This is a genomic window from Massilibacteroides sp., from assembly GCF_028705895.1.
In the GTDB taxonomy this organism is placed as follows: domain Bacteria; phylum Bacteroidota; class Bacteroidia; order Bacteroidales; family Tannerellaceae; genus Massilibacteroides.
Genome location: NZ_JAQWCQ010000011.1, coordinates 1 through 17,504, shown reverse-complemented (window position 1 = coordinate 17,504; position 17,504 = coordinate 1). Strand labels below are relative to the sequence as shown.

At 39.4% G+C, this 17,504-nt stretch carries 15 protein-coding genes; 6 read left to right on the top strand and 9 right to left on the bottom strand.

Annotation, left to right across the window (positions count from 1 at the left end; genetic code table 11):
* Positions 1 to 112 precede the first annotated feature (112 nt).
* Entirely contained in the window at positions 113 to 1,294 is a 1,182-nt protein-coding gene (locus tag PHT93_RS04425) for a cation:dicarboxylase symporter family transporter (protein ID WP_300239968.1), read from the top strand.
* A gap of 7 nt (positions 1,295 to 1,301) precedes the next feature.
* On the opposite strand, the gene PHT93_RS04420 is transcribed toward PHT93_RS04425, so the two are convergent.
* Positions 1,302 to 3,509 (bottom strand): DUF748 domain-containing protein, encoded by a 2,208-nt coding sequence (locus tag PHT93_RS04420; protein WP_300239966.1) that lies wholly within the window; start codon positions 3,507 to 3,509, stop codon positions 1,302 to 1,304.
* Between the two features lie 435 nt (positions 3,510 to 3,944).
* Here PHT93_RS04420 and uvrA point away from each other — a divergent pair, with 435 nt between their 5' ends.
* Positions 3,945 to 6,731 carry an excinuclease ABC subunit UvrA gene (gene uvrA, locus PHT93_RS04415; protein ID WP_300239964.1) on the top strand — a complete coding sequence of 929 codons (2,787 nt, stop codon included), beginning with the start codon at positions 3,945 to 3,947 and terminating at the stop codon, positions 6,729 to 6,731.
* Positions 6,732 to 6,733: 2 nt separating this feature from the next.
* On the opposite strand, the gene PHT93_RS04410 is transcribed toward uvrA, so the two are convergent.
* Genes PHT93_RS04410 through PHT93_RS04400 form a run of 3 tightly spaced genes read right to left on the bottom strand, consistent with a single transcriptional unit; the run spans position 6,734 to position 9,967 of the window.
* On the bottom strand, positions 6,734 to 6,967 hold the full coding sequence (locus PHT93_RS04410; protein ID WP_300239962.1) for a hypothetical protein: 234 nt from the start codon (positions 6,965 to 6,967) through the stop codon (positions 6,734 to 6,736).
* A gap of 48 nt (positions 6,968 to 7,015) precedes the next feature.
* Positions 7,016 to 8,770, bottom strand: coding sequence for a T9SS type A sorting domain-containing protein (locus tag PHT93_RS04405; RefSeq protein ID WP_300239960.1), 1,755 nt, complete (start codon positions 8,768 to 8,770; stop codon positions 7,016 to 7,018).
* Between the two features lie 51 nt (positions 8,771 to 8,821).
* Entirely contained in the window at positions 8,822 to 9,967 is a 1,146-nt protein-coding gene (locus tag PHT93_RS04400) for a DUF6051 family protein (protein WP_300239958.1), read from the bottom strand.
* A gap of 176 nt (positions 9,968 to 10,143) precedes the next feature.
* Here PHT93_RS04400 and PHT93_RS04395 point away from each other — a divergent pair, with 176 nt between their 5' ends.
* Positions 10,144 to 10,992 carry a LytTR family transcriptional regulator DNA-binding domain-containing protein gene (locus tag PHT93_RS04395; RefSeq protein WP_300239955.1) on the top strand — a complete coding sequence of 283 codons (849 nt, stop codon included), beginning with the start codon at positions 10,144 to 10,146 and terminating at the stop codon, positions 10,990 to 10,992.
* 6 nt (positions 10,993 to 10,998) lie between these two features.
* On the opposite strand, the gene ybaK is transcribed toward PHT93_RS04395, so the two are convergent.
* Positions 10,999 to 11,472, bottom strand: coding sequence for a Cys-tRNA(Pro) deacylase (gene ybaK, locus PHT93_RS04390; RefSeq protein WP_300239953.1), 474 nt, complete (start codon positions 11,470 to 11,472; stop codon positions 10,999 to 11,001).
* Positions 11,473 to 11,625: 153 nt separating this feature from the next.
* Between ybaK and PHT93_RS04385 the strand changes: the two genes are divergently transcribed.
* Together PHT93_RS04385 and PHT93_RS04380 are read left to right on the top strand one after the other, a co-directional pair.
* Entirely contained in the window at positions 11,626 to 12,444 is an 819-nt protein-coding gene (locus tag PHT93_RS04385) for a head GIN domain-containing protein (RefSeq protein ID WP_300239950.1), read from the top strand.
* A gap of 81 nt (positions 12,445 to 12,525) precedes the next feature.
* On the top strand, positions 12,526 to 13,326 hold the full coding sequence (locus tag PHT93_RS04380; protein WP_300239947.1) for a head GIN domain-containing protein: 801 nt from the start codon (positions 12,526 to 12,528) through the stop codon (positions 13,324 to 13,326).
* 2 nt (positions 13,327 to 13,328) lie between these two features.
* Here PHT93_RS04380 and PHT93_RS04375 read toward each other — a convergent pair whose 3' ends face one another.
* From PHT93_RS04375 to PHT93_RS04360, 4 genes are read right to left on the bottom strand one after another with little or no spacing between them, the layout of a single operon-like run.
* Positions 13,329 to 14,336, bottom strand: coding sequence for an NAD(P)-dependent oxidoreductase (locus PHT93_RS04375; protein ID WP_300239944.1), 1,008 nt, complete (start codon positions 14,334 to 14,336; stop codon positions 13,329 to 13,331).
* Between the two features lie 2 nt (positions 14,337 to 14,338).
* On the bottom strand, positions 14,339 to 14,530 hold the full coding sequence (locus tag PHT93_RS04370; protein WP_300239941.1) for a hypothetical protein: 192 nt from the start codon (positions 14,528 to 14,530) through the stop codon (positions 14,339 to 14,341).
* Between the two features lie 41 nt (positions 14,531 to 14,571).
* Positions 14,572 to 15,330, bottom strand: coding sequence for an ABC transporter ATP-binding protein (locus PHT93_RS04365; protein WP_300239939.1), 759 nt, complete (start codon positions 15,328 to 15,330; stop codon positions 14,572 to 14,574).
* Positions 15,314 to 16,216, bottom strand: a complete 903-nt coding sequence (locus PHT93_RS04360; RefSeq protein ID WP_300239938.1) for a zinc ABC transporter substrate-binding protein — start codon at positions 16,214 to 16,216, stop codon at positions 15,314 to 15,316. The genes PHT93_RS04365 and PHT93_RS04360 overlap by 17 nt, the downstream gene beginning before the upstream one ends.
* A 121-nt stretch (positions 16,217 to 16,337) precedes the next feature.
* On the opposite strand from PHT93_RS04360, the gene PHT93_RS04355 reads away from it, so the two are divergent.
* Positions 16,338 to 17,096 carry a sulfite exporter TauE/SafE family protein gene (locus tag PHT93_RS04355; protein WP_300239936.1) on the top strand — a complete coding sequence of 253 codons (759 nt, stop codon included), beginning with the start codon at positions 16,338 to 16,340 and terminating at the stop codon, positions 17,094 to 17,096.
* The last annotated feature ends 408 nt before the right edge of the window (positions 17,097 to 17,504 follow it).

Below are 17,504 nucleotides of genomic sequence, written 5' to 3'. Positions count from 1 at the left end.
GAAGTAGAATAAACTCGTTTTTCTATTGAAATCTGCTAAATACCACGAATATGGTATTTAGCAGACTTTACTATTTAATTTACTTTGCGTCTCGAACAAACAAATGCAAAGAATGAAAAAGATACTCTCTAACACCAGTGTATTGTTGATCCTATCCGTGATTGCCGGATTTATTATCGGTCATTTTGCCAATGAAACAGTTATCAGCGTTATTCTTCCGATAAAGCATGTATTAGGGCAAATAATCTTTTTTCTGATTCCGTTGCTTATATTCGGATTCATTACTCCTTCCATCACGCGATTAAAGAAAAATGCATCGAAACTACTGGTTGCCGCCGTTTTATTAGCTTATGCGTCATGTGTAGGAAGTGCGTCATTGGCTGCTGTCGTAGGCTATACGAGCATTCCGTTGCTGAATATCATTCCCGTAACGGACGCGGGCAAAGCATTACCTGAGATGATATTCCGATTAGACATTCCGCCTCTGATGTCTGTGTTAAGCGCATTAGTGCTTGCCTTTATGTTAGGGCTGTCCATTATCTGGACGAAAGCAGAGCGAATTGAAGCAGCACTTTATGAGTTTCAGTCTTTGGTATTCACAATGGTTAAACGTTTTTTGTTACCAATACTCCCCCTGTTTATTGCTTCTAATTTCAGTGTCTTAGCTTATGAAGGTGCTTTGGCTTCCCGTTTACCTGTTTTCTTCGCTATTTTATTGATTACACTGCTTTGTCATATAACCTGGATCAGTTTTCTTTACATTACCGCGGGTCTGTATTCAGGTAAAAATCCCTGGCAAGTTCTGAAATTTTACGGACCTGTTATATTGACTGCCTTGGGAACACAGTCTTCTGCCGCAAGTCTTGGTGTGGCGATAGAGGAAACAAAGAAAAGCCCCGTACTTCGCAAGGATGTCAGAGAGTTTGCGATTCCTTTGCTCGGTAACATCCACTTTGTCGGTTCAATTCTCGATGTTGTCTTCCTCACAATTGCGGTTTCTCAATTGCTTTACGGCTCGATGCCCGGACTCGACAAAATGATCATTTTTATTCCCTTGTTAGGAATATTCGCCATTGCTGCGCCCGGACTTCCGGGAGGTACGCTTATCACTTCTCTGGGGCTTATTCATGCGGTATTAGGAATAGACGAAGTGGGCACAGCCCTGATGATTAGCATATTTGCACTTTTAGATAGTTTTGGGACGACCCACAACATTACGTCCGACGGCGCTCTGACTCTAATTCTTAATTCATATGCTGATAAGAAGAAACTAAGTAGCACGGATATTGACTGACGCAGTTCTATTCATCTTCAGACAAGGTTAGTTCAATCTTGTATTGCGACTTTCCATTGTAGTGTGAAAGAGAGTCCATCGAAGCAGTCTCTACCGTTATGTTTTCTATCGGGATGCCTCCGGTGCCTACTAAATAGTTTTTAATGTATTCATCTCTGTTTTTGAGTTTTTCAACAAGCAGACTTTGCATTGAATCTTTCGGGAAAATCAAGTATAGCTTGTCTCTCAAAGAAAGGTTTTTAACGATATTCTTTTCTCCATCTGCGCTTCTTTTCTCTATATAGTTTTTCAGATTATCATCGTCATCTGCAACTCTGTCGCTCGCCTCTTCATAGGAAAATAACTGATTATTTTTCTCCGGAGTACGGGAGATCAGATAATCATTTTTAGCCTGATACAGGACATAATCATCCAGCGCATCAGACAGATTTACGTATTGCTTCAATTGCAAAACCATTTCCGGTTTTTGTGAATAAATACCTGCCAGCTCGTTTAATTGACTATATTGCCGGGCATTTATTTCCGTTTGCAATGCATCAACAGGCATCGAAGCCATTTCATCGGGATTCATTCCTAAAGAACCGGCGATAAATCGTACAGGGGAGACGGCTACTTTCACAATCAGATTAACAATTGTTTTGAGTACGATCTTTTTATATGAAAATTCCGGATCATTGATCTTTCCTTTGACTGGAATATCAAATTCTATTTTTTCATCCTTATCTCTCAAAATATACAAACCCAACTTGAGCGGGATATTGTATTCCGGCTTTATATCATTCCGTTTTTTCCCTACCCGCATGTTATATACATCTATTTTATTCTCACTTTGAATATAGTTGTTTTGTATTTTATTATTCGTTGTGAAATTCATATTACCTTTTGTTATATCATACGCCGTGTAGTCTAAGCAAAAAGGCGTAAACAAGCCCAAGTTGATATTACGGAAATTACCCGCTATCTCCTGATCCGACAAGTTATTAAAATTCGCCTTCCAGCTGAAATCAATTTTGCCTCCATGAGGTACAGTCGCCTTCACATCATATTTGTTTGTTGAATTCAAATCAAAATCCGACGACGTAAAATCAACATTTGAAAGAGGCAGACTGAATTCCGAACTCCGCAATGTATGATCCAGATATGTCAATTGAGACTCCGTGACATGTAGTTTTGCAACCTTAAACACGATTTGTTCCTCAGCAGTCGTATCAACCGAAGCGATGTCTGCAGCCGCTTTGAAAAGAGAATTGATATTATCTGTTGAATCTTTATGAAGAATAAAATCAAGTTTACCTCCCTTCACTTCAATCGAATCAAAAAGATAGGTAGAAGTCGGCAGATGAATTTTATTCATACTTACAACAGCTTCATTCATAGCAAGAACAGGCTCATGTTGGCCGTTGGTCATATTAAAATTTTCAGCTTTTGCCGTCCCACTAACAGTAAAGTCCATCATATGATCCGTATTCCCGTTAATCTTCAGATCGGTATTCAGCGTTCCATCAAAAGAATCTATATTGAAGCGTTCTGCCATATAGGGTTTTATTATTTCGACAGGCAGGTTCTCTAATTGTAATGCCAACAAGTATTCATTTGTTTGCATATTCATGGTTAATTCACTGTTCAGGGTAGCAGAATCTCCGATTTTCAGATGTATCCCCGCTTTTGTATTTCCCCGTTCAAAAGCCAGTTCGGGTATCGCGACTCCTAAATCGTTCATCCGGATCGTATTATTCAGCTGTTGGTCGGTATAAGCCAATCTGCCGCCGTCAACATAAATATTACGGACCAATACAGACTCCGGAAAAGAAGAAGGAGTTTTTTCCTTCTCTACCGTATCCCCTTCAGCGAAAAAATCATCAAAATTAAACACATCACCATCCTGAAGAATTGCAGCATAAGGACGAATAAAGCGCAATTGAGCAATCTCTATTTTACTTTTCAAGAGCTGTAACAGTTCCAGATTTACGTAAAAAGAGTCGATTGAAGCAAAGATCGTAGTATCATCTTTCTCGTATAAACGTATTGAATCAAGATAAAGGGTTCCCGTAAAAATATTCAAGTCCAAATCATTCATCAGCACTTTTCTTCCGATCAACTCCTTACTGTTTTTCTCCACGTAATTTTTTGCAAAAGTAGAGATTCCTAAAGCTAAGACAACAAGTAAAACAACAACAATTGCGAGGCCAATCAAAAGGATTCTAACTATTTTCATCACATTTATTCGTTTAGATTAAAACAAGCTCTAACCGATGGTGAAATTACAGAATATTATTTTTAGTGAATACTCTTTTAAATGAATTTGACAGGCTATTTTTGCCAACTCACAGACGACAAAAGATTATTATCCTCACCGGTCTCGTTGAACAGGTCAAATATATACTTATTTAACCCCGTTTTTAACCCCATTTTTAACCCCGTAAATGGGGCATTTTTTCTCTCTTGAAAATCAAAGAAAAAATTGCCACAAAAATATAAAGGTTATTTTTCCAATTATAAAGGATATTTTTGGAAAAATATCCTTTATATTTTTTTATTTATTCTAATGATTATTTTTTTTCATTTTTATGCCTTGTGAAGAGAGTAAAAAATTACGGTGCGAAAGATTTCGTATCTTTGTGTCTTCAAAAAAAGAGAACGGGTACAGGTTATGGCAAAAGAGAACAATATCCTTATTAAAGGAGCCAGAATTAATAATCTAAAAAATATTGATGTAGAAATCCCCCGCAATAAGTTAGTCGTTATTACGGGACTTTCAGGCAGCGGAAAATCATCGTTGGCGTTTGATACGTTATATGCAGAAGGGCAACGGCGATACGTAGAAAGCCTGTCGTCTTATGCGCGCCAGTTTCTTGGAAGGATGAGCAAACCGGAATGCGATTACATCAAAGGAATCCCCCCTGCCATAGCCATCGAACAGAAAGTGAACACCCGCAATCCGCGTTCTACGGTTGGTACGTCAACTGAAATATACGAATATCTACGCCTTCTTTATGCTCGTATAGGTAAAACCATTTCACCGGTTTCGGGTACAGAGGTCAAGAAACATCAGGTTAGTGATATCCGTAACGAGGTACTTGTCTATCCTGAGGGAACTCGTTTTGCCGTCTTTGCGTCTGTCATTCCTCCTGAGGGGCGTTCTTTAAAAGAGCAATTGGAAATTTTACAGAAGGAAGGATATAATCGTTTACTCGTAAAGGATACGGTATATCGCATTCCGGAAGTTTTGGAAAATGAGTCTCTTATGTCTGAAAAGGATATGGAGCTGGTGATTGACCGTCTGACGGTATCCAATGATAAGATTTTAAAAAGCCGGTTAGCGGATTCGGTTGAAACAGCATTTTTCGAAGGACATGGGGCTTGTCGTATTCGTATTTATACGGAGCAGGAGACTGTTACAAAGGATTATTCTAAGAAATTTGAGGCCGACGGGATTACGTTTATGGAACCGACGGATATGATGTTTAGCTTCAACAATCCATTGGGGGCTTGCCCTAAATGCGAGGGGTATGGAAAAGTACTTGGAATCGATGAAAACTTGGTGGTTCCGGACAAAGGTCTTTCTGTTTTCGAAGGTGCAGTGGTTTGTTGGAAGGGGGATGTGATGGGTGAATGGCTGAAAGATTTTGTAAAATCGGCAAGTGATTTTCCGATTCATCGTCCCTATTATGCACTATCTGAAGAGGAGAAAGAGCTGCTTTGGAACGGGACAAAAAACATTCATGGCATTTACGACTTCTTCAAGTTCGTAGAAGAGAATCAATACAAAATTCAATACCGCGTAATGTTAGCACGTTACCGGGGAAAAACAACCTGTCCGATGTGTAAAGGAAGCCGGTTAAAGCCGGAGGCTCTTTATGTGAAAGTGGACGGACAGAATATTGCGCAATTGGTAAGCCGTCCGATTACGGAAGTAAAGGACTTTTTTGATCATTTAGAGTTGAATGAAACCGATGCGGCCATTGCCAAACGGCTGTTGACGGAGATAAACAGCCGTCTGCAATTTTTAATAGATGTCGGGCTGGGATACCTTACGCTTGACAGGTTGTCGTCTTCTCTTTCGGGAGGAGAAAGTCAGCGTATTAATCTGGCGACATCGTTAGGCAGCAGCTTAGTCGGTTCTTTGTATATCTTGGACGAACCGAGTATCGGGTTACATTCCAGAGATACGGATTTATTGATCAAAGTATTGCGTCAGCTACAATCATTAGGCAATACGGTAATCATTGTTGAGCATGATGAAGAGATCATCCGGGCGGCAGATTACATTATAGATATTGGGCCTAAAGCCGGTCGCCTCGGTGGTGAAGTGGTTTATCAGGGTAACGTCAACAATTTACAAAAAGACAGCAATAGCTATACGGTTAAATACCTGACAGGAGAAGACAAAATTGACCTCCCTCCCTTTCGTCGTCCATGGAACAACTACATAGAGGTAAAAGGCGTGCGAAAAAACAATCTGAAAGGAGTAACCGTCAAATTTCCGCTTAACTGTATGACCGTGGTAACCGGTGTGAGTGGATCCGGCAAAAGTACATTAGTCCGTGATATATTCTATACGGGAGTAAAAAATGCGATTGAAGGAAACGAACGGGCAAGTGTAGATTGTACCGGTCTGGAAGGAGATCTGAAATTAGTCAAACAAGTGGAATTTGTTGATCAGAACTCAATTGGTAAAAGTTCACGTTCCAATCCGGTTACATATATCGGCGCATATGATGAGATACGAAAACTTTACGCCGAACAAGCCTTATCTAAACAAATGAACTTTACCCCGGCTTATTTTTCGTTTAACAAAGAAGGAGGACGCTGTGAAGAATGTAAAGGAGAAGGCAAGATAACGGTAGAAATGCAGTTTATGGCCGATATTACATTAGTATGCGAGGCTTGTCATGGAAAACGTTTTCGTTCGGATTTATTGGAAGTTGAATATCGTGGAGCGAATATCTATGATATATTAGAGATGACCATTAATCAGGCCGTTGAATTCTTTAGTGTAAAACAAGGTAGCCAGGAGAAGAAAATCGTCAAAAAACTGAAACCGTTGCAAGACGTAGGTTTAGGTTATCTCAAATTAGGTCAAACCTCTTCAACATTGTCGGGAGGCGAAAATCAACGTGTAAAGCTGGCCTATTATTTAGGACAAGAGAAACAACAATCTACTTTATTTATTTTTGACGAGCCAACCACTGGTTTGCATTTCCATGACATAAAAACCTTATTAAAAGCATTCAATGCACTGCTGGAGAACGGACACTCAATTGTTATTATCGAACACAATATGGATGTAATCAAATGCGCTGATTATGTAATCGACCTCGGACCGGAAGGAGGAAAAGAAGGAGGTACTCTGGTGTGCGCAGGTACTCCGGAAGAAATTGCAAAATGCGCAGAATCCTACACCGGGCGTTTTCTGAAAGACAAACTGTCTGTGTAAACTTAGTGATTTGTTTTATCAGACCGCGTCTCTTCGTTTTCTCTCCGCCATTTGTCACGCAACTTCAGGCGTTTAATCTGAATAATACGAAGGACGATAATGATAAAAAGAGTACCACCAAGAACGCCCCAATATTGAAGAGATTCAACATTCGGATTATTGCCAGGCCAGAAAAGCACGCCTATCACCAACAGATAAACCAATAAAAGGGCTGTAGTTATATTAACCTTTTTCATTTATTCAATTTTTCTACAGCCCAAATATACAGGATTAGTTTGATTCCATTATCGGATAAGTTTGTATTCTATTCGTCCGTTTTGCGTTTGAAGAAGTAAAACATAAAATCCCGGCTGTTCAGGTAATGCAATCTGTTTGGTTTCTCCTTCAACAAATGAACTTGTTAAGATTGTTCGTCCATTTGCATCACAAATATGTACTGTTCCTTTTTCAGGTGCATTAGTAATACAAAACCGGGTTGCTTCCATTCTGTATGAAGTATGCTTAACAATCGCCTCATTACCTGTTGTGATAGTAGCTGAAGGTTCTGTTTTGGCATCATGCAAAGAATACATTGCAGACAGTAGAACAGCATTATGACCTTCATCCTCCTTCGATCCTACAGAGAGAGTCGTACTCTGTTTTGCTTTCAGGAAAAAGGCAGAATAAGGAGGCAACAGATAATTTCCATCCAAAGGTATCGGGCTGTATTCTTCGCCGTTAAACAAATAAACATAACCATCTAAAGACGGATGTGCCAGTTCATTTACATGCATAGGAGCAGGGAGAGGATTGCCACAAAAGAACCAGCCGGAATTAGCATCATCGGCTGTCGTTGTGTAAGGAATATCAATATTTATCTCCGCATTCTTTCCAAATGTAGAAGGAATAGCTTCTGATCGCGAAGAGAAGGAAATAGTTGTCGCATCAGCTTGTTCGTCAATTGCGAACAGATAACCTTTATTCTTCTCAAAAACAGGTTCACCGCTTTGGGTTACTGATACGGGCAAGACATCCCAATTACTCTGCACAGACTGCCCTTCGCTCCGTCTTTTTCCGTTATAAGTCAGTACATAGAAATAATTACCACCTGCGTTAGGAGTCTCATCTTTTAACGTAAAACCCGAGTCAAGGCCATCCGCATATACGTCAAAAGGAAAAGAAACGAAATACCAGACTCCTTTTTCAGGGAATGTTCGTGTAAGATGAATTTTCCCATTTAAAAGAAGTTCTCCTTCATTCGTAATATAAGAAGAAGCCTCGTACAAATTTAGATCGTTTACACGAAACACCTTATTCTTTTCAATTCGTATTCCTCCATTAAGACTTACGTTGTCACAATGCGTATCAGCAGTCACGGAAACTTCCCCCTTTATCAACGCATGCCGATGTCTTTCTGCCGGTAAATGAGACCAGGCAACCGTATTGTTCCAAGAGGTTTTTCCCGTAAAGAGACTATAGACTGGTATATCACCATACAAATAAACACTATCTAAACAGTAATATCCGTTTTTGGTATTTGCGGAAGGATCACCTACAAGAAAGTCAATCGCATATATAGTCCTGCCAATCTTTACATGTTTCAAATCTGAGGTAAAATCTTCTTTCAACACCTTACATACAACAGCTGTATCTTTTTTGGTCTCTTCATATAGTACGGCCTTTAGTTGCTCTCCGGTCATAGCATTTTTGGCCACATAAGACAAACCTCCTCTTACGGTTTGATGCATCGGGGAAACTGCGTCAGAAAATTTCAACGAACTTCCTAAGTCCAGATGCATAAGTTTTCCTCCACTTGTCTCTGTGAATCCGGTCTCTGATGCTTCAATTATGGAACAGCCTTCTCCGCCTGTATAAGGCCAATTATCCTGCATATCTCCCTCAAAACGTTGCATACGAAACGTGTCCGTAAGTAGAACTGCATTATCTGTTGATACAAATATCTCCCATTGATCCGGAGAGGTAGTTTGGGCTTTCATAAGGTTTGGGTAAAGACAAACAGCCATAGGTATGGCTCCAAAGAGAATAATTTTTTTCTTCATATATTGTTTTGGTTGAAAATTAATGGCGCAAAGATAAAAAAAAGCTATTACTTACAAAAACGCTGCGGCTTCACCAAACGTCTGATTAAATGACTCTCGAACCAACTCCTGATCAGCAGGTCCATTTACAGGAAAAGGAATTTGATGAGAATACTTAAAAGGAAAATCAAACTCCTTCAGTATTTTGCCTGAAGCTTCTCCCAAAGCAGAAACAATGCCGGCAGTCGGCATAACGACATCATTCTTTAATGATATGGCACGGACTCTATTACAGGCACGTTTAAAGAAAGACTCACGGTATTCTGTCAACACATCCGGTCGTATCATTGCCTTAAATGCTTCTTCTAAGAAATCATTCTTAAACGACGAAGGGATATCCAATCGTTCCAAAAAATCATTCCTAAAATAAAGTTGCAGGCGGTCAAAGGCTTCTTTATCTAAAATATCACGCGCATTACCATTCATTTCAGTGAATATGGAGCCACCACAGAACATAAACAAACGAGTATCCGAGAACATTTCTTCGGGATTGGCCAGCAATAAAACCTGTGATAACAGAGCACCGATAGAATATGCAAAAAGATTGATCGATGTATCTTCGCAGAACAATGGATGTTCACCGTTTTTTATCTCGCGAACTAACTGACAAAGGTTGTAAACAGACTCTCTCCCGGAAGCATAAAAACGCAACGGGTGGCAGGATATACGGCTACTCAGAGCGACATTGGCAAAAGTTGAATTACACAAGTCTGCGATTTCCTGTTTACGAAGAACTGCCCAGGGCATCGTCTCACGCGGATTATTCCAGGCAATCGGAGTACGGTTCATATGAAATGCTATCGGGAAAAGAATTACCGGCTTTCCGGTTGAGAGTGCAAGCGATTCTGCCCACGTCAGATACTTCTCCCATGTACGTTCATTCAATCCATGTAACAGAATAATGGCCTTATCACGGCGTTCGCGTCCGTTCGGAGCAAAGATCGTATAGGTAAAAGATTTATTCTCCAAAATATCGTTATCCGTTACCGGACAAAAACCGGTAGTGGGTAACTCTTTCTGGAAATTATGTATCTCACCATCGCCTACCGTTTGCGTAAACTGATAAGGAATAATTTCCAGTTTGCTGTCTTCGATAGTCGTTCTCTTGTCGTAAGAGAATAATTGACTTAAGAATTTTGTACGCAATGCAATGTTCATACCTGTTGTTTTTTTATTCGCTGATACAAACAAACAACAGAGTTTGATCTTTTCAAAAAAAATGGTTCCTGCGGGCTTCATAAGGGGTAGAAAGTCTTATTTAGGGGTGAAATTCCTATATGCGGGATGAACTTCAGCGAGAGATTGTGTACCTTTGTTCAAAAACTAATCACATTATGGGCGTACTTGCAAACAAGATTCCGTCTTACATTTATGAAAAGTCAAACATCATCCGGTTGATTCTTCTGACCGCCTTCTTTGCTCTTGTTTTCATCAATATATACAAGCCCTTCAGTTCGTCGAATTGGTATAACGTCTCCGAATTTAAATTCTTTGTATTCTCAAGTCTTATTATACTTACGGGTGTATTAGTCGTTGTAATCAGTCGTATTATAATGTACTACTGGGGAAAGAAGCATAGTATCAGTAATGGTAGTTATGCCGTTTGGATCATTCTGGAAATACTCTTCATGTCTTTATTCTATACGATATACACGTTGGTGCTTAATCCCGAACGCGAATATTTAGCTGTATTTAAAGAATCGGCCATTAATACCAGTTTGGTATTGCTCTTGCCCTATTCCGCTATACATCTGTATTTCTCATATAAAGAAAAGGAACGTTTGTTGCGTATGCTTGCAGAAGAAAGGGCAAACGTTGCCGCGCAACAAAACGTATATTCTTTTTATGATGAGAAGAACGAGCTAAGACTTTCTGTAAAACGAACGAATCTGCTCTATATCGAGTCTGCTGATAATTACGTCTGTATCTGGTATCTGAACAAAGGAAATCTGACCAAATTCATGTTACGTAATTCACTAAAGGCCATTGAAGAAAGTCTTGCCGACACAAACGTTATGCGTTGCCATCGTTCGTACATGGTCAATTTTGATCAGGTAAAAGTAATACGTCGCGAAAAGGATGGCATCTATATGGAACTCGGTATCGATAAAGTCCCCGACATACCAATCTCAAAAACCTATAGCGAAAAAGCGACTCATTGGTTTACTACGTACTCGTCCTGACTCTGTTTATATCAGATTAACCACCTCGATCCGGACTTCTTTGATGAGATCGGTTGGTGAAAGATGAATCTGCAGACCTCTCTGACCGGCACTTACGTATATTCGGTCGTATGTCAGACAAGTTTCATGTATATAAGTAGGAAAATGTTTTTTCATTCCGATCGGACTGCATGCCCCTCTTATGTAGCCTGTTGTTGGAAGCAATTCTTTCAGGGGAATCATATCGCAACTTTTATTCCCGGACACTTTGGCCGCTTTCTTCAGGTCGAGTTCATCAGCACCCGGTATTATGCAGACAAAAAATCCTGTCTTATCTCCTTTCAGAACTAAGGTTTTAAACACCTGCTCAACAGGTTCATTCAACTGTTCGGCAACATGTGTTGCGCTCAGGTCTGATTCGTCCACTTCGTAAGGAATCAGGTCATATGATATTTTAGCTTTATCTAATATACGAGCAGCATTCGTCTTCGTTATTTTCATTTTAACCTCTTTTATTCATCGTCTTATATACAGCTAAAGTACAAACTCTTTAAAATATAATCTATATTGAAACAATTTTTCGCATAAAAAGTGCAACCTTCGCTCATGAGTTTACGTCATATAAACAGAACAATTATCATTAAAAAAGAAAATATGAGAACAAAAGTATTTATTTTAGCCATCTGCCTGTTCGGGGTATTTACAGGAAATGCAGAGAATGTGAAAGGAAACGGTAATATTGTTACAAAAGAAATTCAAGTTGGTGACTTCGATAAGATTGATATCGGAGGAAATATTGTGCACAATAACAAACTGTTCTCGAGTAAGATTAAAGAGAGTTACAAACTTAACTATAGCCAGAAAGCAGGTACGAGTTCTTTAACTGTAACGACAGATGAAAATCTGATTCCTTATTTAGATATACAATCTTCTAATGGGAGATTAACCATCAGAACTACAAAAAGAGACAAAATAACTCCTACCAAATTGGTCATTGACGCTTCATCAAAAAATTTAAATAAGGTTGCGGTTTCGGGTTCGATGGATTTTATTGTTGTGACCCCCTTTGAATCAGAAGAACTAAACGTCTCAGTAAGTGGTGCGGGAGATATTATCATGAAGAAACAAGCAGATATTCAGACCGTAAAACTTTCAATTAGCGGAGCAGGAGATGTGGATATAGAAAAACTCGCATGCGAAAAAGTGGAAGCAAAAGTTTCAGGTGCAGGGGATATCAATCTAAAAGGTAAAGCAGACCAAGCAAAATTCTCCGTATCCGGAGCTGGGGATGTGGAAGCTTATGATTTAATCGCTAAGAGTGTTTCTGCTTCTGTTTCGGGTGCAGGAGATATTGAAGTATATGCCAGTGAAGAATTAGATGCTTCAGTTTCCGGAATAGGAGATATCTCTTATAAAGGTGATGCAAAAGTAACGAAGAAGAAATCCGGATTAGGTTCAATCAGCAAGGACTAATCTTTTTTTGTTGATATGTTGTAACCTTTTTTTGAATTCGATCGTCCTATAATCAAGAACAGTAATAAAAAAAACAAAATCATGAAAAAGAGTATTGCTTTAACAATCTGCCTTTCATTACTATTAGCAATTACAAGTTGCATCCCGATGCGGACGATCGAAGGAGACGGAAATGTCGTTACAGAAAAAATCGCTATTACGGATTATACTGCTTTAACTCTTGCAGGAGGAAAAATAGAGGCTTACTATGAACAATCGGAGAAAGAACCGGAGTTGACAGTAACCACGGATAAAAACATTCTGGACATATTTCTTTTTGAAGTAGAAAACGGAAAGCTCAAAATCAAACCCCAAAAGAAATATGAAAAGATGTACCGGATTAAGCCTACCGAGTTTACGATAAGAACCAATTCTACGACGATTAAATCTTTTAAATTGGCAGGTAGTAACAAGTTGACTATAAATAGTCCTTTAGTTACAGACAAATTAGAAATATCTATAGCAGGAAGCGGTTACGTTGACATGCCTGACCGTGCTGAAATAAACGATTTAGAGACACATATTGCTGGTAGCGGCACATTAAGATCTGCAGAGGCTGTTTATGGCGAATTTGATGCAGAGATAGCCGGAAGCGGTACCTTAATCTTAGGCGGTGAAGCAAACAAAGTAAGTTTATCTATAGCGGGAAGTGGAGAGGTTAAAGGCTTCGACTTACAGTCAAAAGAGCTTTCTTGCTCAATTGCAGGAAGTGGAGATGTAGAAATGAGTGTTAGTGATAAAATTAATGTGGAAATTGCCGGAAGCGGAAAAATACGCTACAAAGGCGACCCTGAAATCACGAAAAAAGTGGCCGGATCGGGTTCTATAAAGAAAGTGGACTGATCTCAAAGCCAACCTTCTTTTTTATACCATTCAATAGCTTCTTCCAGTCCTTTGCGTAAAGGATATTGAGCCATAAAACCCAGATCATCCTGGAGTGGCGTAACATCACAAATCCAGTTACGTTGCTTCAGGATGATGTATTTATCGGTATTCAGCGTCATACTCTTACCCAGTAATTTTCCTATTCCTTCGGAACAAATGCAAGCCAGACGTACTAAGGGCAGAGGAATACGTCCCCGAAGGACATGTTTCTTTTTGAGAATGTCTTGTATCATTTTGGCAAACGATTCATCGGTATGCACATCTCCGTCTGCCACAAAATAATGCTTATTTACTACTTTTTCATTTTCGAGGGCAAGAAAAGCTGCCCGCGCAAGGTCTTTTACGTAAATAAAAGTAATCCGTTGCGGAATACTTCCTGCAGCAAAGTCAATTCCCGACTGTACACTTTTTATCTCCACAAAATAGTCTTTCTCACCCGGTCCGTAAACCCCTGTGGGACGAAGAATAACATAAGTAAAATAGGATTGAGAACGAATGAAATTTTCTGCGTCTAACTTACTTTTACCGTATGCAGTATCCGGATTCTGCGGATCATCCAGACGAATCGGACGGAAAGTTTTTTCATCTCCTTTGCCATAACTGCTCAGACTACTCATCAGCAAGAATTTCTTGAGCGAATGTCCTGAAGCGTGCAATCCTTCAATCAGGTTCTTGGTATAAAGTGCATTAACGCGGAAGAAATTATCTTTATTCAGGGTTTTGGTTAAACCTGCATTATGTATCACATAATCCAGTACTCCGTGTGTTTCTTTGAGTTCGGCTAATTGGGTGGACAAAGTCGTAATATCATCATAACGAAGATCGATAAAATGTATGCGTTTATCCTGCAGATTAGACCGGTCACTGTTTTTGCGTACCCCTGCCCAAACTTCATATCCTCTGTTCAATGCCTCTTGCACTAAGAATCCGCCAATAAATCCGCTGGCGCCGGTAATCAGGATTTTCATAATTATTCCTTATTATCTTTCATATAAAATGTATAGTAATACCAAAGCAGCCCAATCCAGTTAAGCACTAATACGGTTAATATCCATAGTGTTTTTTGCCCGCGACTGATAAATGGATTTTGCGAAACAGCTTTGATACCAAACAAAAGAACGGCAACCCAAACAATAAATCCGAATTCGGGCAACCCTATCATACAATATACTCCTGGACACATACCGACAAATCAACAAAAGGTTAATTCTCATGCCTTTTTAACACCCGGTGAGGCAAATCACCATGTCCTACAATATCAATCGGACAATTATAGACATGCGTCAGCCAGTCTTCAGTCACATCACTTCCGGAATGATAATGCAACGTTTCGTTTACACAAGCAATATTCTTCACCATGCTCACTACCGTTCCTATATCATGAGAGACCAAGACAACCGCACTCTCTTTATTTATTTCAGACAGTAAGTCATAAAAATGAGATTCAAAGCGTTTATCCACATAGGAGTTCGGTTCATCTAAGATCAGTACTTGCGGCTTAGACACAATCGCTCTTCCTAACAGAACCCGCTGTAACTGTCCTCCGGATAATTCTCCGATCGGACGCGTAGGGAGTTCTTTGACTCCCATCTGCTCCAGCACTTCATCTATCCGTTTTTCCTGCGCTTTCGTGTATGCACGAAATAACGGCTTCTGTTCGGCTAAGCCAGAAGCTACGACTTCCCAGATCGATATCGGAAATTTCTTATCAATATTATTGATTTGCGGAAGATAACCGATCTTACAAGAAGAGGTCTCTTCCCTATCATTCCAGAAAGTCACACTTCCCAAAGCAGGTGTAAGCAATCCAAGCATTACCTTTAACAAGGTCGTTTTACCACCACCATTCGGTCCTATTATCCCCAGGAAATCATCTTTATAAATATCCAGATCTACATTACGCAACACCGTTTTATTGCCGTATGCAGCAGAGACATTTCTTATTTCAATTAGTTTCTCCATCAGCCAATGCTTGTGCTATATGAATCATTTCTTTTTTCCAGTCATAATCAAACGGATTAATAACAACTAAATTACAGTTCGTTTCCTTTGCAACTAATTCTGCATTTTTCTTATCGAACTCTTGCTGAATAAACACCACCTTTGCTCCAGATTCGCGCGAGGTATCAATCAGACGTCTCAACTGCGCGGGCGAGGGTTCTTTACCTTCCATCTCAATGCTCAATTGAGTCAGATTATACTCGTTAGAGAAATAAGTCAATGCCGGATGATAAATAATAAATGTCCGGTTTTTCAGCGGAGCTAACAATTTTTCAATCTCTTGTTCCGTAGCCTCGATTTCTGTCATAAGCCGGTTATAATTTTCCCAATAGAACTGCGTATTTTCTTTATCTAACGCAATAAATGCGTTCAATGTATTCCAGGCCATTTTTTTAGCTCCGGTAATCGAACTCCAGATGTGCGGATCAACGCCATAATGACTATGGCTACATTCCTCACCATGCTCATGGTCATGCTCATGTTCGTGGTGATGTTCTTCGGCATTTTCTATCAATTCCATACCTTCGGAAAGGTCGAAAAACTTCATCTCTTTATTATTCTCCTGAAGTTTATCTATCCAAACTTCTTCAAAACCAATATGTCCGATTCGTAAATAAGCCTTGCTACGACTCACCTGCACCATCTGTTGAGGAGTCGGGTCATACGATTCCGGATTTTGACCGGAAGGGACAACCGTATTGATTTTAAATTTATCTCCAGCTATCTTCTCGGCGAAATAACGTTGCGGTTCAATCGTTACCGAGACCATTTTGTCTTCAGATTGTTTACCTCCACAACCTGTCAACAGCAACAAAAACAACGTAATTAATACTCCTATCTGTTTCATTTGAATCTTTGTTTCATTTAACCAGACAAATGTAGTTATTTTTTGTGCTTAAGAAAAGATAAAAGAGTACTCTGCTATTTTTAAAAGACGTACTATTGTACTCGAAATCACGAACGACGAGATGAATATTGATATATCCATGTGGGTGCAATCCCCTTTAAATTTAATGTTACTGTTTTTTTCTGCATTACTCATCGGAATATCCAAAACAGGTATTCAGGGAATTGGTATGCTGACTGTTCCCATTATGGCCGTAGCATTCGGCGCGAAACCCTCAACCGGACTGATCCTTCCGATGCTTTGTTTTGCCGACCTGATAGCTGTGTTTTATTATCGCCGTGTGGCTGAATGGCGATATATCTTCAAATTATTACCTTCAGCACTATTTGGATTTGGCGTGGCTATTTTAGTGGATAAAATGATTCCACCCGAGGGATTCAAACTTTTACTGGGAATTTGTTTGCTGTTTGCAATCTTTGTGATGCTTTGGTTTGAGTGGAAAGGACAACAGAACACATGGACAAATCATTGGTGGTACGGCCCTTTATTTGGTCTATTAGGAGGATTTACAACCATGATAGGCAATGCCGCAGGCCCCGTAATGGCCATATATCTTTTATCAGTAAAGATGCCTAAGCTTAGCTTTATCGGAACTAACGCCTGGTTTTTCTTAGTGGTAAATTATTTAAAGCTACCCATTCAGGTTTGGGTTTGGGATAATATTACAATATCCACGTTGACATTAAATCTGATTGCCGTTCCCTTTATCCTGATTGGTGGTTATTTGGGAGTAAAACTAATAAAAATATTACCCGAAAAACAATTCCGGATTTTCACCACAATTGTGACCTGTCTGTCTGTTTTGTTATTGCTTTTTTGAAAGCATGATATAAGAAAATTTAAAGGCGCTTGGAAACGAATGTTGAGGCGCTTCAACTTTCGTTTCCAGGCGCCTCAGCAAACAAGTTGAAGAGCCTCAAAATTTTTAGAACTACTATTTGCTAAATATTGCTTTTGAAAGTTCTCGACTTTTTACAGTGGACTCATCCTTTATATTTTTACACTTATTTTTTATTTGATTTTCAACCAATAAAAAACGTTTTTACGGGGTTAAAATAGGACATATCTAACCTGACTTTTGGAACTGTTATACGTTATTTATTATCACTACTGACCGACTAAAATTTGCATAAAAAAAGGCTACTCCCTTTCGGTTTCGCCTTAGGTGTGTAATTTTGTTGTTCCACCAATAAAAATTACCACATGGGCAAAAGTAGTGATAAAAGAT